Genomic DNA, 26,148 nt, shown 5'->3' on the forward strand with positions numbered 1-26,148 from the left:
TCATTTTGCAAGAAAATAAAAACAGATTGACATAATGACAGAAAACTTTCTCGATGCGGTTGCCGCAGAGAACCTCCATGTCGCTAACCCTTCGCCAGAGATTGCAGGCCTGCCTCGCTTCCGGCTCGAAGGCCGACAAGACGCTGGCAAGCTACATGCTGGCGCAGATGCCGAGCCTGCCCTTCGAGACGGCAGCAAGCCTGGCCGAGAAGGTCTCGGTCAGTGAGCCGACGGTCGGGCGCTTCTGCCGCACGCTCGGCTATAAGAGCCTGAAGGACCTCAAGGGCAGCCTCGCCGAGGAGATTGGCGACAGGCCCTGGCTGATCAGTGACCGGCTGCGCGATTTCCAGCAGCGCAGCCTCGCCGGCGATGACCAGCTCGCCCGCAGCCTCCAGCTCGAGATCGCCGGCCTCGTCCGGCTCTATGAGCTCGCCCAGAGCGAAGAGTGGAAACGTGTCGCGCGCCGGCTGGCGACGGCGTCCTCGGTCTATGTCACCGGCTTCCAGACCGAGCGCGGCCTTGCGCAATACCTCGCCAATCAGCTCCAGTACCTCCGTGACGGCGTGCATCTGGTCGATCTCGCCGCCGGCAACTTCTCGGAACTCCTGCTTTCGGACGAAGCCGGGCGCTGTCTCGTGATCTTCGAGGCGCGCCGCTATTCGCGCATGGCCAAGCTCCTGGCCCGGCAGACAAAGGAAGCCGGCATTCCTACCACTCTCGTCACCGACGCCTTCTGCGATTGGGGGCGGGAGCTGGTCGACGAGGTTCTGGTCGTCTCGACCGAATTCAACCTGTTCTGGGACTCGACCGCGCAGATGGCGAGCCTCAGCAACCTGCTGATCAATGCAGTCTTCGTCGAGCTCGGCCCGCAGGTCGAAGTGCGGCTGAACCGGATGGCCGAGCTCTACGGCCGCTTCACCGGCCATGTCGGAGACGCCTCCGGGCCGCTGGGCTGAGCCGACCCAAGCCTTTCGCAACATCTCAAAACAAAAGGGGAAGCGAGATGAGGACCATATTGAAGGGGAGCATACTGGCGCTGGGCCTCACCGCCCTGGCGGCGACGACGGCGCTCGCGCAGGAGGCGACGTTCGTGATGACCGCACGCCTCGTCGGCGCGCCGACCTACAATCCGATCAAGGCGACCAAGCTCAACACGGCGACCACGCTGATCTTCGATCGGCTCGTGGTGCAGGACGCCGACCAGAGTTTCCACGGCCAGCTTGCGAGCTCGTGGGAAGCGAGCCCCGACGGCATGCAATGGACCTTCAAGCTGAAGCCCGGCGTGAAGTTTCACAATGGCGAGCCATTCAACGCCAAGACCGTCGCCTGGTGGGTGCCGCAGTTCAAGGGCAGCGAGAACGCCTTTACCGTCGAGGCGATCGAGCGGGTCGAGGCTGTCGACGAGCTGACGGTGCGCTTCCACATGAAGCATCCCGACCCGAACCTACTGTTCAACCTCGCCAGTTCCTTCATGTGCATTCCCGAGCCCAAATCCTATGAGACACTCGGCGACAAGTTCGGCGTGACCGAGGCGATCGGCACCGGCCCCTACAAGATGCAGCAGTTCAGCGTCGGCCAGCAGACCGTGCTGGTGCGCAATGACGACTATGCCTGGGCCGCAAGCCTTTCGACGAACCAGGGCCCGGCCAAGTTCAAGAAGCTGACCTTCCGCGAGATCGGCGAGGAATCGACCGCCTATCTCGAACTGAAGACCGGCGGCGCCGACATGCTGGTCAATGTCCCGACCGACTTCCTGCCGCGAATCCAGGCCGACAAGGCGGTGAAGCTCGTGACCTTCCCGGGCAACGAGCTGGTCTATATGCCGATCAACACCAGCGTCGAACCCTTCACCGACATCAAGGTCCGTGAGGCTACCGCCTTCGCCGTCAACCAGAAGGAAATCCTCGCCAGCCTCTATGGCGGCAACGGCGCCGCCGCCGACACCTTCCTGATCTCCTCGCTGAAGGAGGCGCAGGTCGAGCCGAAGTTCAGGATCGCCTACGATCCCGAGCGCGCGAAGAAGCTCTTCGACGAAGCCGGCTGGAAGCCCGGCGCGGACGGCATTCGCGTCAAGGACGGCAAGCGCCTTGCGGTCAAGCTCTGGACCCAGAACGGCACCGAGTTCAAGCGCCTCGTCGAGATCGTCCAGGCCCAGCTCAAGGCGGTCGGCATGCAGGCCGAGATCAGCATCATCGATGCCGGTTCGATCAACGCGCAGTACCGGAAGAAGACCGAGCACCAGCTCGCGATCCGCGCCTATCAGTGGACCAATGCCGACATCGTCGACTGGTTCTTCGCCGCCAAGCGGGCCGGCTATCCGAACGTCTCGATGTTCAACGATCCCGAGGCCGAGCGCCTGAACGACATCGCCATGAACAAGTCGAAGACCTGGGATGAGCGCGTCGCGAACTTCACCAGATATCATGAGTACGTGCTGTCGCAGTACCCGCTCGCGCCGATCTACCAGCCGGTGCAGAGCCTCGCCTACGGCAAGCGCATCGCGATGCCGGACAAAATCCGCGGCATGGGGCTCTACAGCTCGACCATGCTGGACATTGCGCCGGCGAACTGAGCGCTTCACGCACGTACCCGGGAGGGGCCCTTGCTGCGCTTCGCGATCCGGCGGCTCGCCATGCTCGTGCCGGTTTTCCTCGCCGTCTCGCTGGTGATCTTCATGATCGTCCACCTCGTGCCGGGCGATCCGCTGGAGCATCTGATCCAGGTCGGCTCATCGCCCGAGCAGCAGGCGCAGATGATCGCCCGCTACGGCCTCGACCAGCCGTTGCTCGTGCAATACGGGCGCTGGCTCGCCAAGGTCGTCGGCGGCGATCTCGGCGATGCCATCGTGATGCGCCAGCCGGTGGCGCGGTTGATCGCGGAGAACCTGCCGCACAGCCTCGCGCTCGGCGGCGCGGCGCTGGTCTTCTCCACCACGGTCGGGATCGTCACCGGCGTGCTCGCGGCCTCCTTTCGCGACAGCCTGTTCGACCGGGTGGTGATGGGCTTCATCCTGCTCGGCTCGACGCTGCCGAGCTTCTGGCTGGCGCTGCTGATGATCCTCGTCTTCGCCGTCCAGTTCGAATGGTTTCCGGTCTCGGGCGCGCGCAGCTGGGATGCGCTGGTGCTGCCGGCCCTGACGATCGGCATCGGCGGCACGGCGCTGATCGCCCGCGTCACCCGCGCCGCCATGGTCGAGATCGCCGGGCGCGATTTCGTCCGCGTCCTCCAGGCCAAGGGCCTGTCGTTCTGGCGCATCCAGCTTCGCCATGTCCTGCAGCAGGCGATGCTGCCGGTGATGACCATCCTCGGCCTGCGCATCGGCTGGATCCTCGGCGGGGCGGTCACCGTCGAATACGTCTTCGCCCGGCCGGGACTCGGTTCGCTGCTGATAACGGCGCTCGGGCAGCGCGATTACCCGCTCGTGCAGGGCTGCCTGCTCATGCTCGCCATCGCCGTCATGCTCGGCACGCTTCTCGGCGACCTCGCCCAGGCGGCGCTCGATCCACGGCTGCGCGAAACCATGGGGGCAAGATGAGCCGCTCCTCGCTCGCCGCCCGCCTGGTGCGTTCGCCGCGCGGCGTGCTCTGCGCCCTGTTTCTGGTCGCGCTGGTCTTCTGCGCGCTCTTCGCGCCCTGGATCGCGCCTTATGACTATGCGGCCCAGAAGCTCAGCCTTGCCAACACTCCGCCCTCGGCAGCGCACTGGCTCGGCACCGACGAATTCGGGCGCGACCTGCTCTCGCGCATCATCCAGGGCGCCCGCACGTCGCTGAGCGTCAGCGTGCTCTCGATCGCAATCTCGATGCTCGCGGGCGCAACGCTCGGCGCCGCCGCCGGCTATTTCGGCGGGGTCTTCGACCGTATCGTCACCGTCGTCGTCGACCTGACCTGGTCCTTTCCCGAGATCCTGCTGGCGCTGATCCTGATCGCGATCCTCGGGCCAGGACTGCATTCGACCGCGATCGCCATCGCCATCGCCTATCTCGCCCAGTTCACCCGATTGACGCGGGCGCAGGTCATGGCGCTCAGGGGCGAGCTCTTCGTCGACGCCGCGGTTACGGCCGGTGCGAGCCCGGCGCGCATCGTCTTCCTGCATCTCCTGCCCAACGCGATGACCCCGGTCATCGTCGCCGGAATGCTGGCGACGGGCGATGCCATCGTGCTCGAGGCGACGCTCGGCTTCTTTGGCCTCGGCGCCCAGCCGCCGACTCCGTCCTGGGGCGCGATGATGAGTTCGGGCACCGCCCAGATCTTCATCGCCCCCTGGATCATCATCTTCCCCGGCCTCGTCATCGCGACCACCGTGATCGCCATCAACCTGTTCGGTGATGCGTTGATCGAAGCCCTCGATATCCGCCGGCCGCTGCGCGACGGCTGATCGCCCTTGTCCGAGAATTTGCCGAGAGGAACGCCATGAGCTTCACCGTGCTGACCGCCGAGTTCGCGCATGAGAGCAACACCTTCAGCCGTTGCCCGGCCGACTATGCCGCCTTCCAGGATCGCGGTTTCGCCCTCGGCGAGGCCGCGATCGCGGCGCGCGGAGAGGCCAACACGTCGATCGCCGGCTTTCTCGATATCGGCCGCCCGGCCGGCTGGCAGGTGATCCATGCGATCAGCGCCTCCGCCCAGCCATCGGGTCCGGTGACGCGCGACGCTTATGACCGCATCGCCGGCGTGATCGTCGAGGCGGCGAAGGCCCATGCCGGATCGATCGACGGCGTCCTGCTCGGCCTGCACGGCGCCATGGTCACCGAGTTCTGCGAGGACGGCGAGGGCGAGTTGCTGGAGCGGCTGCGCGCCGTGCTCGGCAAGGACGTGCCGATCGGGATCACGCTCGATCCGCACGCCAACGTCACCCGCAAGATGACCGACCTCGCCGACATCGTCGTCTCCTACAAGACCTATCCGCATGTCGATGTCCGCGAGACCGGCCGGCTGGCGGCAGACATCATGCAGCGCACGCTCGCCGGCGAAATCAGGCCGGTGACGCTGCGCGTCGAGCGGCCGATGCTCGAGGAAGTCAATGGCGGGCGCACGGATATCGGCCCGATGGTCGAGCGCATCGCCAAGGCCAAGGCCTATGAGCAGGAGCCGGACGTCTTCGCCGTCAGCGTCAATGGCGGTTTCGGCAATGCCGATATTGCCGAGGTCGGCCCAACCGTGCTCGTCACCTGCCAGGGCGATCACGAGCGCCATCGCGCCTTCGCCGATGGTCTGGCCGAAGATATGTGGCAACGTCGCTTCGAGATGATCACGCCCTTCCTCTCGGTCGAGGACGCCGTCGCGGAGGCCGCGTCCTATGCCGGGAGTTCGGGGCCGCTGATCATCGCCGACTATGCCGACAACCCCGGCGGTGGCGGCTATGGCGACGCGACCGAATTGCTGCGCGGCATGATCGCCGCTGACCTCCAGGACGCCTGCTTCGGCCCGATCGTCGACCCGGAGGCGGCGGCCGAGCTGCATCGGGGCAAGCCTGGCACGACGGTCTCTGTCAGGCTCGGCGGCAAGGTCGATCCGGAGATCGGCGGTGGCCCGCTGTCGCTTACGGGCACGCTCGTCAGCGTCAGCGACGGCGACTATGTCGGCGATGGCCCGATGCTCGGCGGCCTGCATGCCAGCTGGGGGCCTTGTGCGGTGCTGCGCGTCGGCGGGATCGAGATCCTCGTCACCACCCTTCGCGCCCAGATGAACGACCTGCAGCAATTTCGCGCCTTCGGCATCGACCCGGCCGCCAAGCGCGTGGTCGGCCTGAAGTCGATGCAGCATTTCCGAGCCGCCTTCGAGCCGATCGCCGGCAAGGTGATCGTCTGTGACAGCGGGGCACTCTGCACGCCGGATCTGAGCAAGCTGCCGTATCGGCGGGCCAGGCGTCCGATCTTCCCGCTCGACAGATGACAACGGGCTAGCCGACCACTCCAGCCCTTCAAGGGCTGGAGTGCCTCGGCCGCCAGCCGCAAGCGCCGTCAGCCCAGCGTCAGAAACGCTTGTCTTTCGTCCGGGCGCAATGCGCCGAGAACGGACGTTAAATCATCGCTCAGGACGTCGGCCTTACGCCCCACGGCGGCAGTGTGAAAACGGCCTAACGGAGCTTGGCGATCCCGATGCCATCGAGTTTGGCGCGATCTTTGATGGATTCCTCGCTGCGCGTCATCGCTTTCGAAATCGCCTTCAGCGCCATGCCCTTCCTGGCGAGCAACTTTAGCTTCTCGAGTTCCTCATGTGTCCAGGGTTGGCGATGTCGTTCAAATCGTTCGGCCACAATCTGCTCCTGCTCTGCCCGGGCATCTCCGGCATTCGCACCATCAATAGCAGTGATGGCGACGAACTTGGCGACACGTGAATGCATGCCGAGCCCATCCGGCCGCTCGGCGCCCGGCAGCGGACGTTGATGCTGCAGCGAGAACTCCGAGGGCAGCCTCGGAGCACGTTCGGGTTGGTCAGTTGGGAACGTTGTTCCAGTAGTCACTCATTTCCTGCTGACGTGTCTGGTCTGGCAAAACGCCTTTGTCCCCATACAGGGTCGCGGCACCTCGGACCTGAGCCTCGGTGAGATCAGTGCGATAGCCCTCGAGTTCCTTGTCGTAGGTGAGCTTTTCCCATGGAATTGTAACGTGGTGGCTGCCGATACCGAGAAATCCTCCAAACGTCACGTCGACGAAGAAAACACGGCCGCTGACCTTCTCAATCAACAGCCGCTTGATGGTGCCGATCTGATCATACTTGCGGTCGAATACGGCGGTTCCTTCGACCCGATCACTTTCGATGATCAGGTGCGATGCCGGTCGCTCGGCGGGCCCCCAAAGATAAAAACCGTTCTCGATGATGCCGGCCGCGACGACTGCTCTGCTGATCGGGGATGTCCATTCCTCATTGGGCCGGATCTCTCGCACGAGGGTCCATGGCCCAAGATCCCGAGGCAAGCTGCCGCCGGTAGGCTCCTCGCTGAAGGCGCGAAGGTCAGGGGAGTTTACGGCTTGGAACAAGCAATAGGTTCTCATGAGCGCCTCCCTTTGCCGGATCACAGCCTAATGGGCTGCTGCTTCATCCCAGATCTCGTCCCGAGGCCTTGGCCGCATGGGTGTAAGGCCTATGGCCTATCGAGCGAGCCATTTCCTCCTCGAAAACCGCCCCGGACGACGGCATGCATCGTGATCGAGACTCCAGGTCGCGCATCAGGAACCGGCCACGAAATAGGCCACCCGGGTGAAGAGCGTGTATTCCGACTCGAAGACCATGATCCCGACGAAGACCAGCAGCGCCAGCGGCGGCACGAGGATCGCATAGGTCAGCGCCAGCCGCTCCCAGGCCATGTGCATGAAGACGGCGACGATCAGCCCGGCCTTGAGCGCCATGAAGATCAGGATCAGCGACCACCGGAGATAGCCGGCGACGTGGAAAAAATCGACCAGGTAGGAGCAGGCGCTGAGGACGAACAGCCACACCCAGACCACGAGATAAAGCCTGATCGGATGGTGCTGCCCCTCGTTCTGGGTTGTCGGTTGCGACATGGCGGCCTCTCTCACCAGAGATAGAACAGCGCGAAGATGAAGACCCAGACGAGATCGACGAAATGCCAGTAGAGCCCGGTGATCTCGACGATCTCGTAATGCCCCTTGCGGCTCGTGAAGAAGCCGCGCCGCCCATCGTCGAAGTCGCCGCGCCAGACCTTGCGGGCGATGATGACCAGGAAGATCACGCCGATCGTGACATGGGTGCCGTGGAAGCCGGTGATCATGAAGAAGCTGGAGCCGAACTGCTCCGCACCCCAGGGATTGCCCCAGGGGCGGACGCCTTCCGAGATCAGCTTCGTCCATTCGAAGGCCTGCATGCCGACGAAAGTCGCGCCGAGCACCGCGGTCAGCAGCATCAGGATCGCCGTCTTCCTGCGGTCGCGGCGGTAACCGAAATTGACCGCCATCGCCATCGTGCCGCTGCTGCTGATCAGGACGAAGGTCATGATCGCGATCAGGATGAGCGGCAGGTGGTGGCCGCCGATCTCGAGCGCGAAGACCTCGCTCGGATTGGGCCAGGGTACGGTCGTCGACATCCTGACCGTCATGTAGGAAATCAGGAACGTGCCGAAGATGAAGGTGTCGCTGAGCAGGAAGATCCACATCATGGCCTTCCCCCAGGACACATTCTTGAAGGCCCGCTGATCGGACGACCAATCCGCCACGATCCCTTGCCAGCCGGGCGCGCGACCGATCTTTGGGTTCAGGGTGTGCGGCGCGACCTCATTCATCGTTCCGACCTCGCTTGGAGCCTCTAAGTCAGCAGTCCGCGGCAGATCGCGATGAGATCATCCGTCCAGCGCATGAGGAGGCTGAACAGGATGAGCCAGACCAGCAGCAGGAAGTGCCAGTAAAGGGCACAGAGCTCGACGCTGAGCCTGAGCTTGCCAACTGCCCGCGGAGGGCTCGTCGCCGATAGGGCGAACGCTCTGGCGCTGGTTCGGCAAAGCGCCACGAGCCCACCCAGCATATGCGCGCCGTGAATCGCCGTGACCAGATAGAAGAAGGCGCTGGCGGGATTGGCAGCGGTGAAATAGCCGGAGTCGGCAAGCTCGCGCCATGCCAGCACCTGAGTTGTGAGGAAGGCGAGCGAGCACACGCCCGCTGCAAGGATGCTGGAGCGGACGTGGCTGAGTTCGTCGCAGCGCGCAGCGATCACCGCCATGTGCAGGGCGATGCTTGCGAGGATCAGCAGGCCTGTACTGAACCACAGGACCGTCGGCATCGGCAGCGCGCGCCAGTCCCCCATGTCCATCCGCATGGAATAGGCGCTGACCAGAAGCGAGAACAGCGAGCCGGCCACGACGAGGAAGGCGCCGAGGCCGACCTTCGCCGTCGGGGAAGACGGCAGCTTCGCACCGCCAGCCTCGACGCCCACCCCGACCTCGAGCCACGGCTTGTCGGCCAGCCCCTGGCGCGACAGCCACCAGCCGGCGAGGATTGCCATCAGGACCATGAAGAGGACGGTCACGACCATGGCGGCACCTCGTCACGCGGTCCGTGGGATCGGCGGCTGGTTCTGCGGCAGGAAATCCTCCGCAGCGCCGGGCACGCTGTAGTCATAGGCCCAGCGGTAGACCACCGGCAGGGTCTTGCCCCAGTTGCCATGCGCGGGCGGTGTCTGCGGCGTCTGCCATTCCAGCGTGGTCGCGCGCCAAGGATTGCCGCCGGCCGGCCGGCCGTGCCTGACACTCCAGATGAGGTTGAACAGGAAGACGAGCTGGGCGGCGCCGACGATCAGGGCGACGATCGTGATGAACTCGTTCAGCGTCGCCGCCGAGGGCGGGACGAAGGCCATCCCGCTGATCTCGTGATAGCGGCGGGGCACACCCATCAGTCCGATATAGTGCATCGGGAAGAAGATCAGGTAGGCCCCGAGGAAGGTCACCCAGAAATGCAGCTTCCCGAGCACGTCGCCGAGCATCCGCCCGGTGACCTTCGGATACCAATGGTAGATCGCCCCGAAGATCACGAGGATCGGCGCGACGCCCATCACCATGTGGAAATGAGCGACGACGAACATCGTGTCGGAGAGCGGCACGTCGACGACGACATTGCCGAGAAACAGGCCGGTGAGCCCGCCGTTCACGAAGGTGACGATGAAGCCGAGCGCGAACAGCATCGGCACGGTCAAATGGATGTCGCCGCGCCAGAGCGTCAGCACCCAGTTATAGACCTTGATGGCGGTGGGGATCGCGATGATCAGCGTCGTTGTGGCGAAGAAGAACCCGAAGGCGGGGTGCATGCCGCTGACATACATGTGGTGCGCCCAGACGACGAAGCTGAGCGCGCCGATCGCCACCAGCGCCCACACCATCATGCGGTAGCCGAAGATGTTCTTGCGGGCATGGGTGCTGATCAGGTCGGAGACGATGCCGAAGGCCGGCAGCGCCACGATGTAGACCTCGGGATGGCCGAAGAACCAGAACAGGTGCTGAAACAGGATCGGGCTGCCGCCCTTGTGGGCCAGCCGCTCCCCCATCGCGACGATGGCCGGCATGAAGAAGCTCGTGCCGATCAGCCGGTCGAGCAGCATCATCACGGCGCCGACGAAGAGCGCCGGGAAGGCGAGCAGCGCCATGACGGTGGCGGTGAAGATGCCCCAGATCGTCAACGGCATGCGCATCAGCGTCATGCCTCTGGCCCGCCCTTGCAGCACGGTCACGACATAGTTCAGCCCGCCCATGGTGAAGCCGATGATGAACAGGATCAGCGAGACGAGCATCACGAGGATGCCCCATTGCTGGCCGGGCGTGTTGGCGAGGATCGCCTGCGGCGGGTAGAGCGTCCATCCCGCTCCCGTCGGGCCGCCCGGCAGGAAGAAGCCGGCGACGAGAACCAGCACGGCGAGGAAATAGATCCAGAAGCTCAGCATGTTCACGTAAGGGAACACCATGTCCCGCGCGCCGAGCATCAGCGGGATGAGGTAGTTGCCGAAGCCGCCGAGGAACAAGGCGGTCAGCAGATAGATCACCATGATCATCCCGTGCATGGTGATGAACTGATAGTAGCGGTCAGGGTCGATGAAGGAGAACGCGCCAGGGAAGCCGAGCTGCAGCCGCATCAGCCAGGACAGGACCAGGGCGACCAGCCCGATCGCCAGCGCCACCATGGAATACTGGATGGCGATGACCTTGGCATCCTGCGAGAAGACGTACTTCGTGATCCAGCTCTTCGGGTGATACAGCTCGACATCATCGACCTCGGCCGCCGACAGCGGTCCGGCTGCGTCATGCGTCACGTCGGCCATCGAGCATCTCCCACTCCTTTCGGACGCAGCCCCTGTTCCGGGGCTTGATCCCGCATCAATCCCTAGTTCTTCGCCTGCGTCCTCGCCGGCGCCTGGAGTTGTGCGAAGGTTTTTTGTTGCTGCAGCCAGGCCTGGTAGCTGCCCTCGGGCTCGACCACGACATTGCCGCGCATGAACGTGTGGCCGGTGCCGCAGAGCTCGGCGCACAGCACGTCGAAGGTGCCGGCCCGCGTTGGCGTGAACCAGTAATAGGTGACGCTGCCGGGGATCATGTCCATCTTGGCGCGGAACTCGGGCACATAGAAATTGTGCAGGACATCGACCGCGCGCAGCAGCATCTTCACCGGCTTGCCGAGCGGGAGATGGAGGTTGTCGCCCTGGATGACGACGTCGTCCTGCCCGTGCGGATCCTTGGGATCAACGCCCAGCGGGTTCTCAGGAGTGATGTGGGCGACGTCGGAGGCGCCGAGCCTGCCATCGCCACCCGGCAGCCGGTAGGCCCATTGCCATTGCTGGGCGACGACCTCGACAATGGTCGCGTCCTTCGGGACCGTGATGAACTGATGCCAGACGACGAGGCCGGGTGCGAGCATGGCGGCGACGCCGACGCCGGTGCCGATCGCGAGCCACCATTCGAGCCGCTTGTTCTCCGGCTCGTAGGCCGCGCGGTTGCCCTCGCGATGGCGAAACCGGAGGACGCAATAGGCCATGAACAGGACGACAGCAGCGAAGACGACGCCGGTGATCCAGAATGTGATGATGATGGTGTCGTCGATATAGCCCCAGTTGGAGGCGATCGGCGTCCACCACCACGGGCTCAGGAAGTGGAACACCACCGAGCCGATCACGACCAGAGCCAAGGCGACCGCGACACCCATTCCTTTTTCATCCTTGCCGAGGGCGGCATGAACAGGAACCAGGCAATGCCACGGCGCAGGTAACGCGCCACGGCGCTACGTAAACGAACTCATTTCCGATATGAAAACGGGGTTGGGGCCCGACACGAAGCGGGCCCATTGCTTAAAACGATCGAGGTCAACAAGATCGGAGGCGGCACATGACTGCCGCTGGGCGCGGGCTCGGCTGAGCGCGCCGTCGGGCTGCAAATTTTGCTTCCTGTTCGCCATCGCCGAACCTTTGGTTCGCTTGGACGACCACGCGTCACATCTGACGCACAAGCTCTCAGTCGGACTGCAGGACACTCAAGCCTCCAGCCCATAGTCATCTGATGTTGTCGTCCTGCTCGCGGTGGTTGTCAATCGAACCCACATCGCAGCCCGCCGCGGCTGCGGCTGCATTCAAGCGCCGATCCGGCTATTTTTTCTTTCCGTCGGTGTCAAATTGCTTGAGGAAGGCGAGGATGTCGTCGATTTCCTGATCGGCTTTGAGCCCTGGAAACACCATCTTGGTACTCGGAATCTTCACCTGCGGCGCCTTGATGTAATCCCGGAACGTGGGCTCATCCCACGTGATGCCGGAGTTCTTGTTGGCAGCCGAATAGCTGTAGCCTTCGATCGATCCCGCCGGCCGACCGAGAAGGCCGTTCAGTCTCGGTCCGATGGCATTCTTGGCCGTCTCCCCGATCTGGTGGCAGGCGCGGCACTTCTGAAAAACCTTCTCACCCGCGGCGGGATCGCCGACCGCTTTGGCTGGATGGGTCAGGGCCGCAAGCATCAACGAAGCCATCAAGGTCCAACGCAGCATCGAAGGTTCTCCCTCGAACTCGGAGGCGACCCAATCCGCTCGACCGCGGCCGAGCCGCACAACCCTTCGCAATACGCTTACATCATTGCCGGCTTCCCTCCAATCCGGGGTCGATCGGCGTCACGGCAATCCGGCTGAGGCAGCTTGAGAATGAGAACGCCAAGCTTAGGAAACTGGCGCCGATCCACCGCTTGATCAGGATATGCCCCAGGATAGTGGTGCTGAGATCACGAGCGAAAATAAGATGGCAGAACCGAGAAGTAGGCCCCTTGGGCCGGCTTTTGTGATTCTGGTGTGCCGGCCCGGCTTTCACGCCTCGCGGACAATCTGCAAGGCCATTATGAAGAAGGGGCTTCTCGTTGCGCGTGAGCGGAGACGGCCAGTCTCGCCAGGCCGGCGCCCTTGAAGCTGCCTTTGATGACGGCGATGTCGGAAAGCCTGCCCCCGAAGGCCGTTGCGACGAGCAGTCCTTCCGCTTCGGGTGAGGCGAGAGGGTCGAACTGGCGCCAGCGCGTGCCTTCCCAGATGGCGATCCAGACATGGCGTCGGACCATTCGCACGTCGCCCTCGACATGGGCGAGACGATAACCGCCGACGAAGCGCGCCGGAATGCTCTGGCTTCGAACGATCTCGACTGCCAGGCGCGCCACCGCTTCGCAAGAGCCTGAGCGGAGCCGCGCAATCTCGGGCAGCGTCGACGGCTGCCGGTGCGGATCATCGCTATAGCACCAGCTGGCGCGCAGGCGCCCCAGCGCCTCTGGCCAGGGCTCGATCTCCGGGGGAGCCATCAGGCCTTCAAGCGCGAAGTCCGCCTTGGTTGGAGCGAAGACGGGGAGGGCTGCATCACGTACGACCAGATGGTCGAAGCTGGCGTTGAGCCGCAAGCGGGAGAGCGGCCCAGCGAGCCGAAACCGATCCACGGCTACACCGTTCTCGTCAATTTCCGGCCTCGCGAAACAGCCTTCTGGCTCGCTGGCGAGCCGGATCGGAACAAGTCCCGGTTTGGCATCAAGCCAGGGTCGAACCCTGAGTTCGAGCTCCAAATCGTGCGCCGGTCGATCGAAGGCATAGACGGCATCGAAGGTTAGCCGAACCCGTTCGGCGGCTTCGAGGCCCGTTCTCACGGCCTGGCTTCGGCGTCGAGCCGCGCGCGAATGGCCCGTCCAAGGTCCGTGCCTGAAGACGACGCATCCTGCGATCCGGCCGTCCGGAGCAGCGTCAGCGACGGATAGAATCTCGCCCGCCCCGCCTCCTCCTGCCAGATCCAGTGCGGCACGCGCGGGAGCAATGCGATGCCGGGCCGGCCGAGCGCGCCGGCGAGATGCAAAGCGAGGCAATCTGGCGCCACCACCAACTCGAGCGACGCGACAGCGGCGGCGAGATCCTCCGGCCCGGCGACCCGATGGCCCGCATCGATGACATCAGGCGCGCGGGCGAGATCGTCCCGCGCTTCGCCAATCGCCAAGCTCACCACCGTGCCGAGTGATCCGGCGGCCGCCAGGAGATCCTCCAGCCCCATTCCGGGGATACGGGCCGACCAGATGATGCCGATGCGCGGGCCGGGTAGCGCCGCGATCGCTTCCTGCCAGAGTCGGGCGCGGCCGGGTTCTACCGCGATATAGGGCGCCGACATGGCGAGCATGCCGGCATCGGCGCGCAGATGCGCCATAGCCTCGGCGAGAACGAGCGGCTGCGCGGCGCCCACTTCCGGGAGCAGAGGCGCGAGCGGCGCCAGCAGCGGATGCAAGGCCGGCGGCGCCAGCAGCGGCAGTTCCCGGTCGGCCTGCGCGGCCAGCGCCGGCAGCAGGCGCAGCGCGAAGAGGACCTCGCCGAGCGGCATGTCGGGCGGGATCAGCACCGCGTCGATCGCTGGCCGTGGCTCGGGCTCGCCATAGGCTTCCTCGAAGCGGCCGAGCGCGAATAGGCAGGCGTGCCGCAGCGGACGGGCTTCGGGCAACTGCATCGCTGCGGCGCGCTCGCTCGCCAGCAGCGCATCCGCGAAGCGCCCTGCTCCGGCCAGCGCCCGTGCCAGCGCGAGCAAAGCGGGGCCGCTCTCGGCTCTGTTCTCGCGAGCTGCCGCGGCCAGCGCGGCAAACGCCTGCCGGGCCGTTGCGTCATTGGTCGCGGTCAGCGCCTGCAGTTCCAGCGCGGGGAGGTGGCCTGGCGCGAGGGCCAGCGCACGCCGCAGCAGGTCGCCTGAACGGCCGGGGTCGCGGGCGGCGAGGAGCCGCGCCAGGGTGACGATATGCGTTGGGTCCGCCGGAGCACAGAGATAGGCCCGCTCGGCGCAGTCGATCGCGACCGCCTCATTGCCGAGCGAGGCATAGGCTTCGGTGAGGTTATGCCAAGCCTCGACGCAGGCCTCGTCCAGGGCGACGGCTTCCTCGAAACAGGCGATGGCGAGCGGCCGGTCCGAAACGGCGAGGGCGCAGAGGCCGCGCAGCAGCCAGGCACGCGGCCGCTCGGGATCGCATTCGAGCGCCCGCTGGGCCTCGTCGGCGGCTTCCGCCGGGCGTCGTCGCGCCAGAAGGAGCTCGGCCCGGCGTTCCCGGATACCCACATGGTTCGGTGCCAGGCGGACTGCCTCGCCGAGACAGAGCTCGGCATCGTCGAGGCGCCCGCATTCGGTATGCAGGGCCGCGAGATTGGCGATAATTTCGGGCTCGCCCGGGAGCAGCTGAGCCGCGGCGCCGATCAGCTTTTCAGCCGCCGCCGTGTCGCGCCGCAACAAGGCGACGCCGCCGAGCCCATTCAGCACCCAGGGATCGTCCGGACTTGCCGCGAGCGCTTCGCGCAGGATCGCATCGGCCTCGGCGGTGCGGCCTTCGGACAGGCGCTTCAGCCCGGCCCGTACCCTGGTCGCATGGCTGGTCGTGGCCACCGGCGCGCTCATCCGATCGTCACGCGCTTGGCGTCGAGGCGGATATCGTCGCGCGCCAGATGCGTCTCGACCGCGGCGCTGACCGTGGTCAGCTCGGTCTGCGAGAGATGCGTGCCGATGCGCTCGCTGTCGATGCCGGCGATCGCGGTGTTCCGCTCTTGTGACGTCACCTCGATGCGCTGCGCTACGGTCGACTGGCGGCCGACGACGGTGGTCAGTGTCTCGCCGATCACGGATGCCAATCGCGAGACCTGCGTCAACACGTCCGTAACAAGGTGGAAGCGCCGGCTGGTCACGGCCACTTCCGGCGCTTCGAGCCCGAGCCGTGCCGAGGCATTGAGAGCGATGCTCGGCGCCGCGATGGCAAGGCTCGCAGCCCGATCCGGCAAAGTGAGGGTCGCATCGCCGAGGCCGGTACGGGTCAGGACCGCCAGAATGAAGATGCGCCGGCCGGAGGCAACGATGAGTACCTCGTCCTCGGCCTGCGGCTGGATCAGGCAGGAGACGGCGCGCGAGGCCTCGCGCGTCCCCGCCTCGTCCTGCACAAGACAGCGTTCTCCGGTGACCGCGAGCACGCGCGCAGAATTCAGCCGATCTGCTTCCCGGAAAGGCACGGAATTCGCGCCGGCCAAGGCTTCAGCCATGGCCAAGGGGCTGTGCAAAGCTTGGCTCATGATCTGAAAAGGAGGCCGGTTTTGACATCGACATCCTTGCCGCCGATCTCGACTGTGCTTTTCTTCAACACGACCGCCTTGAGATAGGCGCTCATGTCGGCGTTCTTCACTTCCAGCCCGAATTTCTTGCCATCGATGCCCACCCATTTGAAATCCAGGCCGTTGACGTATTTGAAGTCCGAGCCGAGCACTGCCTTCGTATCGAGGCCGATGACGCCCTTGAAGGCGACGCCGATGATGATGTTCATGTCGATGGCGAGATTGATCTTGAGATCGATCGCGGCGTTGAGGCGGAACTCCGTGCCGAGCGCGAGTGTCAGCGTCGCCGCCAGCGTCATGCTGATGCGCGCGGCGAGGTTGGTCGAGATCTGGTCGCCGAGGAAATAGCTGATCGAGGTACCGAAGAACTTCTTCTCCTCGTAGCCGTGGAACTCGGTGTATTTCTCGCCGTAGAACCACTCCTTGGCGGTGCCGTAGGTCTTCTTCTCGGAGGTCGAGTAGAGCCATTCCGAAAGCGGCCCCTTCGCCTCGTTCTTCACATAGCCATAGGCGAGCAGGGAGATATTGGCCGGCGCGTCGGGCGTGCCGGCAGTGATCGAGACGCCGGAGAGGGCGTTGACGGCAAAGACGCCGGCCGGCGCCGTGAACTTGATGTCGCCGTCGGAGACGTTGGTGGTCTGGCCCTTGACGATATCGACGAGCATGCCGCCGCCGACGGAGAGGTTGACGTCGGAATCGGTCTTGCCGAGGAAGCCGTCGCCGGAGGAAGTCGTCGTCGTCGCCTTGGTCGAGATGGTCAATAGCTCCATCTGGCCGGCCTTGTTCTTCACGAACTTGTCGCCGCGCTTCAGATAGCCCTGCTTGACGCTGCCATCGGCATTGGTCGCGTCGCTCTCCTTGGCGGCGTTGGCTGTCTCGGCCATGCCGACATAGGGGTTCTTGCCGCTGAGCAGCGAGGTCAGCGAGAGGTCCGGGCTCGGCTCGGTCTTGGTCGTGTTCGAGGCGGTGCTCTTCGAGAGCGCGAGGTCGGGCATCATCGCGCCCTCCTCGCCCTCGACATAGGCGCCGAGGCGCAGATAGGTGCCGCTGCCGAATTCGTCGGGCTTCAGCGGCACGTCGATGCGGGTGTAGGGCCGGCCGGCAGCTGCCTCGCCTTCGGTGACCGAAGCGTCCTCGTAATGTGGCACCAGCGGCAGCGGCTTCGCTTCGCCGTCGATCACGCGTTCCAGGTCATTCGGGCGAACACGCTGTGCCGTTTGCACGCCGCGACCCAGCACGGCGAGGACGTGCCATTCCTCACTGCCTGCCCAGGCGAGGACCTCGTCGCCGACATGGGGGGCGAGCGGGCAGGACAGGGCGACGCAGGCCGGAACCTCGCCGGTCTCGCTCCGGAGAAGCAGCCGGTCACCGGTGCGGGCGACCACCGTTGCCGGGCGCAGCGCCGGCATGGGGCCGAGGGGCGGGATCAGGGCGGTTGCGGCGGGCATCATCGGTGCTCTCCCGTGGGATCAGAAATGCGGCCGTTGTCTCAGGACAGGCAGATCGTGGTGATCTGGGTAGGGGCAAGCGTCAGGCCGACGATGTTCGGGCTCATGCCGTTCTGCATGGTCGGGTTGAGCATCTTCGTGGCGGGCGGGCCGCCGAGGAACATCGTCACCGATCCCATTGCGTGTTTGACCGGCCCCATGACGAAGCCCGAGGCGACGCCGAGCAGGACGCCGGGCTGGTCGCCGAGGCTCATCGGCTTCGTGGTCAGAAGGTTGTGGGCCGGCATGCAGGTCAGGAAGGTGGTGAGCTGCGTCGGTATCGCCATCGGCGCGAGCGCGATGTTGGGGTAGGGCACCGGCACCGGCACGACCGCCGGCGTCATGCAGACATCGGGAAAGGCAAAATCGGGGGCGGGGATCGGCCCGGAGGAGTTGACGAAGACCATCGCGTGCCTCCTCAGGCCAGGGCCGCGACGCGCGCGGGATCGTAGAGATCGGCGACGGCGCGCTGTGGATCGGTCGGAAGGGTCGAACCCGTCGCATGCTGGAACAGCGTGCCTTCGGCCGAGATGGCGTGAAGATTGGTGCGATGAAAGCGCGCCGCGATGAAAGACGCGCCGTCGAGCCGGGCGTAGGGAAATTGCGCATGGTCGAGCAAGGCGCGCTCGAAGCGCGCCGCGGCGCAGTCAGCGCGTTCGAAGAGAGCGTTGCTCAGCCGTGCGTCGGAGAGATCGGCGCCCGCGAGCTTCGCCTCGCTGAAATTCGCGCCGGTGAGATCTGCTCCAACCAGTTTCGCGGCTGTGAGATCGACGCCGATCATCAATGCCATCGGCAGCTTTGCCCCGGAGAGATCGGCGCGCGAGAGATCGGCTTCGAGGAAGAGGCTCTGGGAGAGATCGACGCCAGCGAGATTGCTGCCGGCGAGGCGGGCTCTCATCAGATTGATGCGTGACAGCCGCACGTTGCGCAGGTCGCGATCCGATATATCCGCCTCCATGGCGAACATCGTATCGATGTCGGCGTGATCGAGGATGGCAGTTCGCAGATCGCCCTTGACCAGCGTCAGGCCGCGGATCGTCGCATCCGACAGATCAATGCTTGCGAGGGCGCATTCGATCATCGCGACTGTCGTCAGTTCGGCCCCAGCGAAGCACGATCGGGACAGGTCGACCCGGGCGAAGCTTGTGCTGACGAGTTTCGCTCCAGTGAAATCGGCTTCGGTCGCGTCGGTTTCGGCGAACTGGCAATTGAGCAGCACCGCGCGGGTGAAGGATGAGGCGATCAAGCCGGTGCGAGGCCATTGCACCGTGTCGAATTCGGCTCCGCTGAAATCTGCGCGTTCGAAACGGCATTGAACGAACTGGCATTGTTTCAGCTGCGCTTCGTGGAAACGCGCTCCGGAGAAATCGCAGCCGATCAGGATCGCGCCGTCCAGCAAGACACCGTTGAAATCCGCTTCGACGAAAGAGACTCCCTCGACCGGCAGGCCAAGCTCGACGCGCTCAAGCAGATCCTCACGGCGCATCGCTGGGCATCCCGAATATGGTCTTGTCGAGCAGGGCCTGCGTCAGGTCGGCGCCGACGAGCGACGCATCTGAGAGATCGCAGCCGTAGAGATTGGCCCGCAGCAGCCGCGCGCCGTCGAGATGGGCACGGCGCGCCTGGGCGTTGAACAGATTGGCGCCGAAGAGATCGGCCCGCAGCAGGATCGCCTTGCCGAGCGAGGCCTGCTTGAGCGAGGCGAGGGAGAGATCGGCCTCGCTGAGATCGGCTTCGCCGAAATCGACTCGGTTGAAGCTCGAACGCGCGAAGCTGGCGCGGATCAGCCGTGTCCCGCGAAAGGAGCCGTTCATGCCGACAGCACCATCGAAGCGCGCGCCGGTGAGGTCGCAACCCGCATAGAAACCGCATTGCTGCAGGTGCGCGCCGGAAAAGTCGGCGCCCGGTGCTTCGAGCTTCACCGCCGAGAGCTTGAACGCCTTGAGCCTGCGCGCGTCGAGCCCGTCCGCCCTGACCTCAACCAGTGAGCAGCTTTCCATGACCGCATCGGCGAGGACCGCCCGCGACATCTCCGAGCGCAGGATCGTGACCCGGTCGAGCCGGGCGCCGGCGAAGGAAACCTCCGACAGGTCGGTCTCGATGAAATTCGCCTGTTCGAGCGTCGCGCCGGCGAAGTCGCATTGCGCGACCTGGCTCTTGAGCCATTGCACGCGACGTAGATCGGCTCCGGCGAAGCGCGCGCCGCGGGCATCGGCGGCGCCGAAATTGGCCTCCAGCAGATTGGCCTGCGAGAAATCGGCCTCGCGCAGATCGGCGCCTGCGAAGACCGCGCCGGCGCAATTGGCGCCGAGAAAGCGCGCACCGCGTAGATCGCATTGCTCGAAGAAGGCACCGCTGAGATCGAGGCCGCTGAAATCGTGACTGGAGAGATTGGCGCCAGCCATGTCACGGCGGGCGAGTCCTTCCCCCTTCATCGCGGTGATCGCCTGGCCGAAGCGGAGCGCGGCTTCCGGTGGCAATGGCGTGATCGGATGGATCGGCTGCGGGGCGAGGCGGCGCATCGTCGCCATGGCTTCGCCGAGCTGCGGTTCGAGTTCGTCGAGCTGAGCGCTCGCCCGCGCGAGCTGCGCCTTCGGATCGGCCGGTTCCTTTGAAACCGGCAGGATATCGCCCGCCAGCAGCGTGCTGAGAAGATCGTCGAGCGATTGGCCGGGCGGTGCCAGATCAGGGAAGGCTCGTGTCAGTTTCTCGCGGGCCGCAGCGGTTTCTGCCGGCAGCTGGATCGCCTGTCTGCTGCCTGCTGCCGCCAGCTCCGGGAGCGGCGTATCGCGCTGCGCCGCCTGGGCACCGGCGAGGCCATCGCGCGCGGGGGCAAGGAGCGCCGCGCCCGGCGCGCTATGGAAGCGCTGCAGCGCCTCGCGCAGCGCTGCTTCCGGATCGATTGTGTCTGCCGGCAGCTTGAAATCCGGCGGCAGGGCGGTCGCGGCGAGGTTGGGCTGCTCCGGCAGGTCGAGCTCGGCGAGCAGGGCATCGAGCTCGCCGAGTTCTCCCGTCTGGCGGAAGCGCTCGCCGCGATTCGCCATGGCATGGGCCTGCGCCTCCAGCTGGCGGCCGCGTTCGTCCATCTGCGCCTGGAGCTGCTGCGTCCCCTCGAACAGGGCAGCGAAGTCGATCTCGCCGCTGGCGATCTCGTCAGGCGAAGGCATCCAGGCCGGTGGCGGCTCGGCCGGCGGCAGGCTCGGCATGAAGGCTGCTGGCAGGCCGGCCTTGTCGAGCGCGTCGCGCAGGACGAGCCGTTGCGCTTTTTCGGTCCGCTCGCGCTGGCGTTCGTGATGGGCCATGCGGGCAAGCCGGCGTCGCTCCAGCGCGGCGGGGTCGGGGAGGGGCGAGAGCGCCGCGTCGGCAAGAACGTATTTCGGTTTCTCGGCCGGATCGCTGCGCAGCCGGAAGGCTTCGGTATAATGCTCGACGGAGCGGGGCGCGTCAGCGAGGCGCTCATAGGCGAGCATGATATGGGTCACGTCGTCGCCGTCGATGTCGGAGACGGGGCAGGCGCCGCGATAGATCAGCACGCCCTTGTGGGCGCTGGGGAAGAGCCAGGCGGTGTCGAGCACGTTCGGCAGCTCGAACAGGCCATCGGCGCGGGCGATGAAGATGCGGGCACGCATCCCCGGCAAGGCGCCCTCGAGGACGGGATGCTCAGCCGAGAAGCCTGCGAGCCGGAACCGCTCCTGCCCGGAGAAGTAGCCTTCGATGCGCTGATCCGGCGTGGCGACACAGAATAGCCGCGGATCGGCATCGCGGGCGAGCCCCGGGAAATCGTGCTTCAGCCAATGATCGTCATAGGTGCCGGCCAGCACCCGCCTGGATGGGTGGGCTGGGTCGATCGGCCCAAGGCGCACTGACTCCGGCGCATCGTCGGCATTGCGGATCAGCCGGTCGGCGCGCTCGATGTTCGGCAGCAGGACGATCTCCCCGGCATCGACGCGGCGGGCCGCCTCCGCGCCGCGCCCGAGCGGATTGACCGGATGGTTCGGGCCGCCGAAGCAACGCTCGGGAACGAGCGGCATCTCGGTGAAGGGGCGGGGCGGCTCGAAGACAGGTCCGCCTGCGGTCTGGCGCCAGACGCGGTCGCCGAAGACGGCGAGGCGCTTGCGCATGGAGCCGAGCGCTATGTCGAGCGTGAGTGCCGGGACAGACTCTCCGCCCGGAGCCCTGGCAAAACCGGCGACGAGCACCTCACCGCACGGTTTTGGCATTGCCGCGTCGAAGATCGTGCCCGCCGGCATCTGCTCCATCGCCATCGGCCAGAGCGCGGTATCGGGCTCGAAATCACCGGGTTCGAGCAGCGAGAACAGCCCGAGCGCCGAGACGACCAGCGTTGCCGAAGCGCCCCGGCGCTCGACCTTGGTCAGGATGCCGAGCTTTCGTGGTTTGATGATCGTCGGCATGCTGCTGTCTTGATGGCTCGTAGGTGACGCTAGGGCGGGGAGACGACAGGCTGACGACGCTCGCGCGGCGCCTCAGGGCTCGCGGGTGATCAGGATTTCGACACGCCGGTTGCGGGCGCGGCCCTCGACGCTGCCATTGTCGGCGATCGCCTCGGATGAGCCGCGTCCATCGACCGCAAGGCGACCGCCCTCGCGCAGGGCGGGCCGGATCAGCGCTGCGACGGCCTCGGCTCGTGCGACCGAAAGCGCTTGGTTGTCGCGGAACGGGCCGCCGGCTGTGACCGCCTGATCGTCGGTATGCCCGACGATGCGCACGGGCCCGCGTTCGCCGTCGATCACACCGGCGATACGGCGCGCGACCGGCACGAAGCCCGGCAGGGCCGTCGCTTGGCCCGAGGCGAAGGTGATGAGATTGCCGATGCGGATCGCGACCCAGCTGCCGAACGGATCGACGGTGATCGAGCCGGCCTTGATCTCCTCGGCCAGCGCCGCCCGAATCCGATCGATTTGGCTGGGGCGCGGCGTCGGAACCGGAGTGGGCTGCGCCGTGACCGGCTGGGCTGGCCTGGGGGCTGGCAGCAACAGCGGGATCAGCAAGGCGAGCGCCACGAGCACCGCGATGATCGCGGCGCTGTAGAGGCCGATCTGAACGAATTTCGATCTGACCTGCGCGCTCGCCGCCATCGCTCCCCCCGTGCCCACGCGACAGATCACGACGCCGGTGACGACAGGACGATGACGGCACTGGCTATTGCAGGGACGCAACGGAATTTGATCGGAAACTGTATAGAAAATCGCATATTAAAGTAATTAGCCGGCATATTGAAACAATACTGTTAGATTCCCACCCTAGAGGTGCCGACGAGACTTCCTGGCCGCTGACGAGAGACCGTCCGTGACGAAGGTCCTGGGCGATGAAATGCCTTTGCGCTTGAACGGAGAGGCCGAGGCGTCTCCGGCAGCAGAACCGACTTCAGCAGGCACCGCTGCGTCCACCTTGCCGTTCCTGCCCGCCGTTCTCGTCCTAGCCGGGGTCGTCTGCCTGTTCGCGGCAGGCTCGCTGCTGCTGCGGCAAAGCTTGCGTCCGGCCGAGTTCCGAATTGCTCAGCCCGTGGGCCATGCCGAGCGCGAAGCGGGTTTCGTGCTGTACCGGACGCATTGCAGCGCCTGCCACGGCGCCTTTCTCGGCGGTGCGGCCGGATGGCGCAGCGATCCGCGAGCGGCGCCGGCGCTCAACGAGAACGGCCATGCGTCCAACCATAGCGATGCAGACCTGTTCTTCCGTGTCGCCGCCGGCGCCCGCACGGCCGATCGCCGCGTGACCATGCCGGCCTTTCGCGGTGTCCTCTCGGATCAGGAGATCGTGGCGGTGTTGGCCTATGTCATGTCCTGGTGGCCGCAGGAGGAATTGCAGCGACGTGCCGGCGCCGACTGGACCTTCCAGGCTGTGTGCACAGCGGCCGGGGCGCAGGTTTCCGCGAAGGCCGGGCTTTGACGCGATCCTCCTCCCAAGCAACATGCGCCTGGAGCGCCTGGTTCCGGCAGCGCGCAGTCCGGCCGGGATGCCTCTTGGCGCCGACGATCCTCTTCGCATCGACGGGGGGCGCCGAAGCGCATGTCAAATGGTTCGCGCCCTACAACGTCGCTGTCTCACCTGCCGCGCTCTGGGAGGTGTTCTCGATTCCTTTCGTGACCGCCCTGTCGCTGTCGATCCTCCTGATCGCGATCGTCTTCGTGGCCGACCGGCTCATGGCCGCCGGCGGTCTGGAAGATGCCGTCGATGCGATGTTCGCACCCTTGAAGGGCATGGCGCCTGGGATCATGCGCGTCAGTCTCGGCGCCTTCCTGCTCTGCCTCTGGCTGCTCGGCGGCATCCTGCTCACCCCGGAGCTGAAGACCGACAGCCAGGCCGTCTCCTGGTTTCAGCTCTTCCTGGCCATCTGCACGCTCTGGTGGCGAACGGTCTTCATCGCCGGCTTCGGGATCGTCGTGCTCTACGGCCTCGCGGTCGCCCAGTACGGTGCTTTCCACCTGATGGATTATCCGCTCTTCCTCGGAATCGCCGCCTACCTCATCATCCATTCGCTACGGCTGGCGAAGCTCCAGCCCTACGCCCTGTCGATTCTTTACGCCGCCATGGCGCAGACGCTGCTCTGGGCTTCGGTGGAGAAATGGGCCTATGCGTCGTGGACGCTACCGCTGCTCGCCGAGCACGAGCGCATCACCCTCGGCATCAACCATCACATCTATGTCATGCTGGCGGGTTTCGTAGAGTTCGTCGCCGCCTTCCTGCTCCTGTTCGGCATGCTCAGCCAGCGCCTGGTCGCCGCAATGCTACTCGGCATCTTCATTGCCGCCGTCATCGACTTCGGCAAGGTCGATGCCGTCGGCCATCTGATGATCATCGCCTCGCTCGGCATCGCCGTGATCGAGGGCAACACGGCTGTCAATCGCGCGGTCCAAAGTGGCATCCGCTCTTACCGGATCGGAGGGCTGGAGCAGGCCGCGACCTATGTCGGCGTCCTCCTGCTCCTCTTCCTGATGTATTACGGCGCGCACGGTCTGGCCTATGGCAGCCTGGCATAACGGCAAATCAACGGGTCGAACGACCACCCGGCTGAAAGCCGGCACGGTGGAACCGTTGCTGCGCCTGCGTGGCTGGCGGTTGCTCGCTAGCGTCGCGATGATCTTGCTCGCCGGCTGCTCCACCATCGAGCCACTGCTCGAAAGCCCGGCAAGCCTCGACGGCGACGGTCCAACTCTCACGCCTGAACAGGCCGAACAGAAGGCGAGGGCGACCGCACGCCCGCTCGACAACGCCGGCCTGCGAGCCAGATATCGCCGGCCAGCCGATCTGCCCGATGGCGCGCGCTCTTCGGCGCCCGTGGTCGCGCTCGGCGACAAGCTCTTTCACAGTACCGAATTATCGGGCAATCGTCGCATCGCCTGCGTCAGCTGCCATCTGCCGAATGCCGCCTGGGCCGATCGCAAGGCGAAGCCGATCGCCGACAATGGCCGGCCGATGGCGCGGCGCTCACAGACCCTCTACGACATGGCCTGGGCGAGCGCCTTCCTCTGGGACGGCCGGCAGGATTCGCTTGCCGGCATGGTGAGCGGGCCGATCGCCTCGCCCGACATCATGGGGCTCTCGCTTGACGCGATGGTGCAGCGCCTCGCCTTCTCGCCGGAGTTCTCGGCCGAGTTCCGGCGCGTCTATCCCGAGGTCGGGCCGACGCCCGAGACGGTCTCCGACGCGCTGGCGGGCTATATGAACACCTTACGCTCGCCGGCGACCCGCTTCGACCTCTGGGTCAAAGGTGATGACCGGGCGCTGACACCGGTGGAACTGCGCGGCTTCAAATTGTTCAACGGCAAGGCCAATTGCGTCGCCTGCCATTCGAGCTGGCGCTTCACCGACGAAGGCTTCCGCGACATCGGCCTGAAGGACACCAGCGATCGCGGGCGGGGCCGGATCAAGCCGCAGATCGAAAGCCTCGCCTTCGCCTTCAAGACGCCGACCTTGCGCGGCGTCGCCGAGCGCGCGCCCTATATGCACGACGGCTCGATCGGCACGCTGGAGGCCGTGATCGAGCATTACGACCGCGGCGGCGCGCGCCGCCCGAGCCTGTCGCCGGACATGTTCCCGCTGGGGCTCAGCGCGCAGGAGAAGAGCGACCTCGTCGCCTTCATGCGCTCGCTTTCGGGCTCTGCAACATCTGCCCAGACCAATGCTGACCCGGAGGCCACGGCCCAATGAAGTACGCCCCAGCAATCCTCCTCGCGCTGGCTTGTGCCGGCGCAGTGCCCTCGCTTGCCGCAGCGACCGAGTTCCGGGTCACCCAGAAGGGCCAGCAGTTCAATCCGCGCACGCTGACGATCAAGGCCGGCGACGAGGTCGTCTTCGTCAACGACGATGCCGGCACGCACAATGTCTTCTCCGAGAGCGCCACGAACAGCTTCGACCTCAAGGCGCAGCGGCCGGGCGCCAGCACCAGGGTCGCATTTCCAAAGGCGGGCCGGGTCGATGTACGCTGCGCCATCCACCCCTCGATGCGGATGACGATCGACGTCGAGTAATTCGACGGCCTGCCGCCCGGCCGCGGCTGGCGCGCAACTGTCACATGCGCGTGCTCCGATGCGTCGTCAGGACCGGGCGGCGATACGTCGCCATTCGGCGATCCGGCGTGTGGC

Annotated in this window: 25 protein-coding genes; 9 read left to right on the forward strand and 16 right to left on the reverse strand. The window is 65.6% G+C overall.

The annotated features are described in order from the left end of the window. Positions 1-77: 77 nt before the first annotated feature. Genes ACSQ3M_RS19310 through ACSQ3M_RS19330 form a run of 5 tightly spaced genes read left to right on the forward strand, consistent with a single transcriptional unit; the run spans position 78 to position 5,894 of the window. Entirely contained in the window at positions 78-956 is an 879-nt protein-coding gene (locus tag ACSQ3M_RS19310) for a MurR/RpiR family transcriptional regulator (protein WP_436151695.1), read from the forward strand. A gap of 47 nt (positions 957-1,003) precedes the next feature. Beyond that, entirely contained in the window at positions 1,004-2,572 is a 1,569-nt protein-coding gene (locus tag ACSQ3M_RS19315; RefSeq protein ID WP_436151696.1) for an ABC transporter substrate-binding protein, read from the forward strand. Positions 2,573-2,602: 30 nt separating this feature from the next. Further along, complete coding sequence (locus ACSQ3M_RS19320; protein ID WP_436151697.1) at positions 2,603-3,535, forward strand: ABC transporter permease; 933 nt, start codon at positions 2,603-2,605, stop codon at positions 3,533-3,535. Further along, positions 3,532-4,377 (forward strand): ABC transporter permease, encoded by an 846-nt coding sequence (locus ACSQ3M_RS19325; RefSeq protein ID WP_436151698.1) that lies wholly within the window; start codon positions 3,532-3,534, stop codon positions 4,375-4,377. Before ACSQ3M_RS19320 ends, ACSQ3M_RS19325 begins: the two co-directional genes overlap by 4 nt. A gap of 35 nt (positions 4,378-4,412) precedes the next feature. Beyond that, on the forward strand, positions 4,413-5,894 hold the full coding sequence (locus tag ACSQ3M_RS19330; protein ID WP_436151699.1) for a M81 family metallopeptidase: 1,482 nt from the start codon (positions 4,413-4,415) through the stop codon (positions 5,892-5,894). Between the two features lie 184 nt (positions 5,895-6,078). On the opposite strand, the gene ACSQ3M_RS19335 is transcribed toward ACSQ3M_RS19330, so the two are convergent. From ACSQ3M_RS19335 to ACSQ3M_RS19410, 16 genes are all read right to left on the reverse strand, one after another. Continuing rightward, positions 6,079-6,345 carry a hypothetical protein gene (locus ACSQ3M_RS19335; protein ID WP_436151700.1) on the reverse strand — a complete coding sequence of 89 codons (267 nt, stop codon included), beginning with the start codon at positions 6,343-6,345 and terminating at the stop codon, positions 6,079-6,081. A gap of 91 nt (positions 6,346-6,436) precedes the next feature. Then, positions 6,437-6,997 carry a PRC-barrel domain-containing protein gene (locus ACSQ3M_RS19340; protein ID WP_436151701.1) on the reverse strand — a complete coding sequence of 187 codons (561 nt, stop codon included), beginning with the start codon at positions 6,995-6,997 and terminating at the stop codon, positions 6,437-6,439. A gap of 174 nt (positions 6,998-7,171) precedes the next feature. After that, positions 7,172-7,507: a cytochrome C oxidase subunit IV family protein gene (locus ACSQ3M_RS19345; protein WP_436151702.1), complete on the reverse strand. Its 336-nt coding sequence runs from the start codon at positions 7,505-7,507 to the stop codon at positions 7,172-7,174. 11 nt (positions 7,508-7,518) lie between these two features. Beyond that, positions 7,519-8,241 (reverse strand): heme-copper oxidase subunit III family protein, encoded by a 723-nt coding sequence (locus tag ACSQ3M_RS19350; RefSeq protein ID WP_436151703.1) that lies wholly within the window; start codon positions 8,239-8,241, stop codon positions 7,519-7,521. Between the two features lie 23 nt (positions 8,242-8,264). Then, on the reverse strand, positions 8,265-8,987 hold the full coding sequence (locus ACSQ3M_RS19355) for a cytochrome c oxidase subunit 3 (protein WP_436151704.1): 723 nt from the start codon (positions 8,985-8,987) through the stop codon (positions 8,265-8,267). Positions 8,988-8,999: 12 nt separating this feature from the next. Continuing rightward, positions 9,000-10,760: a cbb3-type cytochrome c oxidase subunit I gene (locus ACSQ3M_RS19360; RefSeq protein WP_436151705.1), complete on the reverse strand. Its 1,761-nt coding sequence runs from the start codon at positions 10,758-10,760 to the stop codon at positions 9,000-9,002. Between the two features lie 62 nt (positions 10,761-10,822). Then, on the reverse strand, positions 10,823-11,638 hold the full coding sequence (locus ACSQ3M_RS19365; protein WP_436151706.1) for a cytochrome c oxidase subunit II: 816 nt from the start codon (positions 11,636-11,638) through the stop codon (positions 10,823-10,825). A gap of 436 nt (positions 11,639-12,074) precedes the next feature. Beyond that, positions 12,075-12,464 carry a c-type cytochrome gene (locus ACSQ3M_RS19370; RefSeq protein ID WP_436151707.1) on the reverse strand — a complete coding sequence of 130 codons (390 nt, stop codon included), beginning with the start codon at positions 12,462-12,464 and terminating at the stop codon, positions 12,075-12,077. Positions 12,465-12,802: 338 nt separating this feature from the next. Continuing rightward, positions 12,803-13,588, reverse strand: coding sequence for a transglutaminase-like domain-containing protein (locus tag ACSQ3M_RS19375; protein ID WP_436151708.1), 786 nt, complete (start codon positions 13,586-13,588; stop codon positions 12,803-12,805). Then, on the reverse strand, positions 13,585-15,345 hold the full coding sequence (locus ACSQ3M_RS19380) for a tetratricopeptide repeat protein (RefSeq protein WP_436151709.1): 1,761 nt from the start codon (positions 15,343-15,345) through the stop codon (positions 13,585-13,587). Before ACSQ3M_RS19380 ends, ACSQ3M_RS19375 begins: the two co-directional genes overlap by 4 nt. A gap of 8 nt (positions 15,346-15,353) precedes the next feature. Continuing rightward, on the reverse strand, positions 15,354-15,989 hold the full coding sequence (locus ACSQ3M_RS19385) for a DUF3540 domain-containing protein (protein ID WP_436151710.1): 636 nt from the start codon (positions 15,987-15,989) through the stop codon (positions 15,354-15,356). 26 nt (positions 15,990-16,015) lie between these two features. Beyond that, positions 16,016-17,509: a DUF3540 domain-containing protein gene (locus tag ACSQ3M_RS19390; protein WP_436151711.1), complete on the reverse strand. Its 1,494-nt coding sequence runs from the start codon at positions 17,507-17,509 to the stop codon at positions 16,016-16,018. A gap of 38 nt (positions 17,510-17,547) precedes the next feature. Beyond that, positions 17,548-17,952, reverse strand: a complete 405-nt coding sequence (locus ACSQ3M_RS19395; RefSeq protein ID WP_436151712.1) for a DUF4150 domain-containing protein — start codon at positions 17,950-17,952, stop codon at positions 17,548-17,550. 11 nt (positions 17,953-17,963) lie between these two features. Next, complete coding sequence (locus tag ACSQ3M_RS19400) at positions 17,964-19,031, reverse strand: pentapeptide repeat-containing protein (RefSeq protein WP_436151713.1); 1,068 nt, start codon at positions 19,029-19,031, stop codon at positions 17,964-17,966. Beyond that, entirely contained in the window at positions 19,021-21,957 is a 2,937-nt protein-coding gene (locus ACSQ3M_RS19405; RefSeq protein ID WP_436151714.1) for a DUF2169 family type VI secretion system accessory protein, read from the reverse strand. The genes ACSQ3M_RS19400 and ACSQ3M_RS19405 overlap by 11 nt, the downstream gene beginning before the upstream one ends. Positions 21,958-22,029: 72 nt before the next feature. Beyond that, a complete protein-coding gene (locus ACSQ3M_RS19410; protein ID WP_436151715.1) occupies positions 22,030-22,641 on the reverse strand; it encodes an OmpA family protein in 612 nt (203 codons plus the stop codon). Between the two features lie 211 nt (positions 22,642-22,852). On the opposite strand from ACSQ3M_RS19410, the gene ACSQ3M_RS19415 reads away from it, so the two are divergent. The 4 genes from ACSQ3M_RS19415 (at position 22,853) to ACSQ3M_RS19430 (ending at position 26,034) form a co-directional block, all read left to right on the forward strand. After that, the gene (locus ACSQ3M_RS19415; protein ID WP_436151716.1) at positions 22,853-23,452 is read left to right on the forward strand and encodes a c-type cytochrome; all 600 of its coding nucleotides are present in this window, start codon (positions 22,853-22,855) and stop codon (positions 23,450-23,452) included. 74 nt (positions 23,453-23,526) lie between these two features. Then, complete coding sequence (locus ACSQ3M_RS19420; protein WP_436151717.1) at positions 23,527-24,543, forward strand: hypothetical protein; 1,017 nt, start codon at positions 23,527-23,529, stop codon at positions 24,541-24,543. Between the two features lie 46 nt (positions 24,544-24,589). Further along, on the forward strand, positions 24,590-25,714 hold the full coding sequence (locus tag ACSQ3M_RS19425) for a cytochrome-c peroxidase (protein ID WP_436151718.1): 1,125 nt from the start codon (positions 24,590-24,592) through the stop codon (positions 25,712-25,714). Beyond that, on the forward strand, positions 25,711-26,034 hold the full coding sequence (locus ACSQ3M_RS19430) for a cupredoxin domain-containing protein (RefSeq protein WP_436151719.1): 324 nt from the start codon (positions 25,711-25,713) through the stop codon (positions 26,032-26,034). Before ACSQ3M_RS19425 ends, ACSQ3M_RS19430 begins: the two co-directional genes overlap by 4 nt. Positions 26,035-26,148 lie beyond the last annotated feature (114 nt).

The sequence above is a fragment of the Allobosea sp. LjRoot90 genome, assembly GCF_964254315.1.
Lineage (GTDB): Bacteria > Pseudomonadota > Alphaproteobacteria > Rhizobiales > Beijerinckiaceae > Allobosea.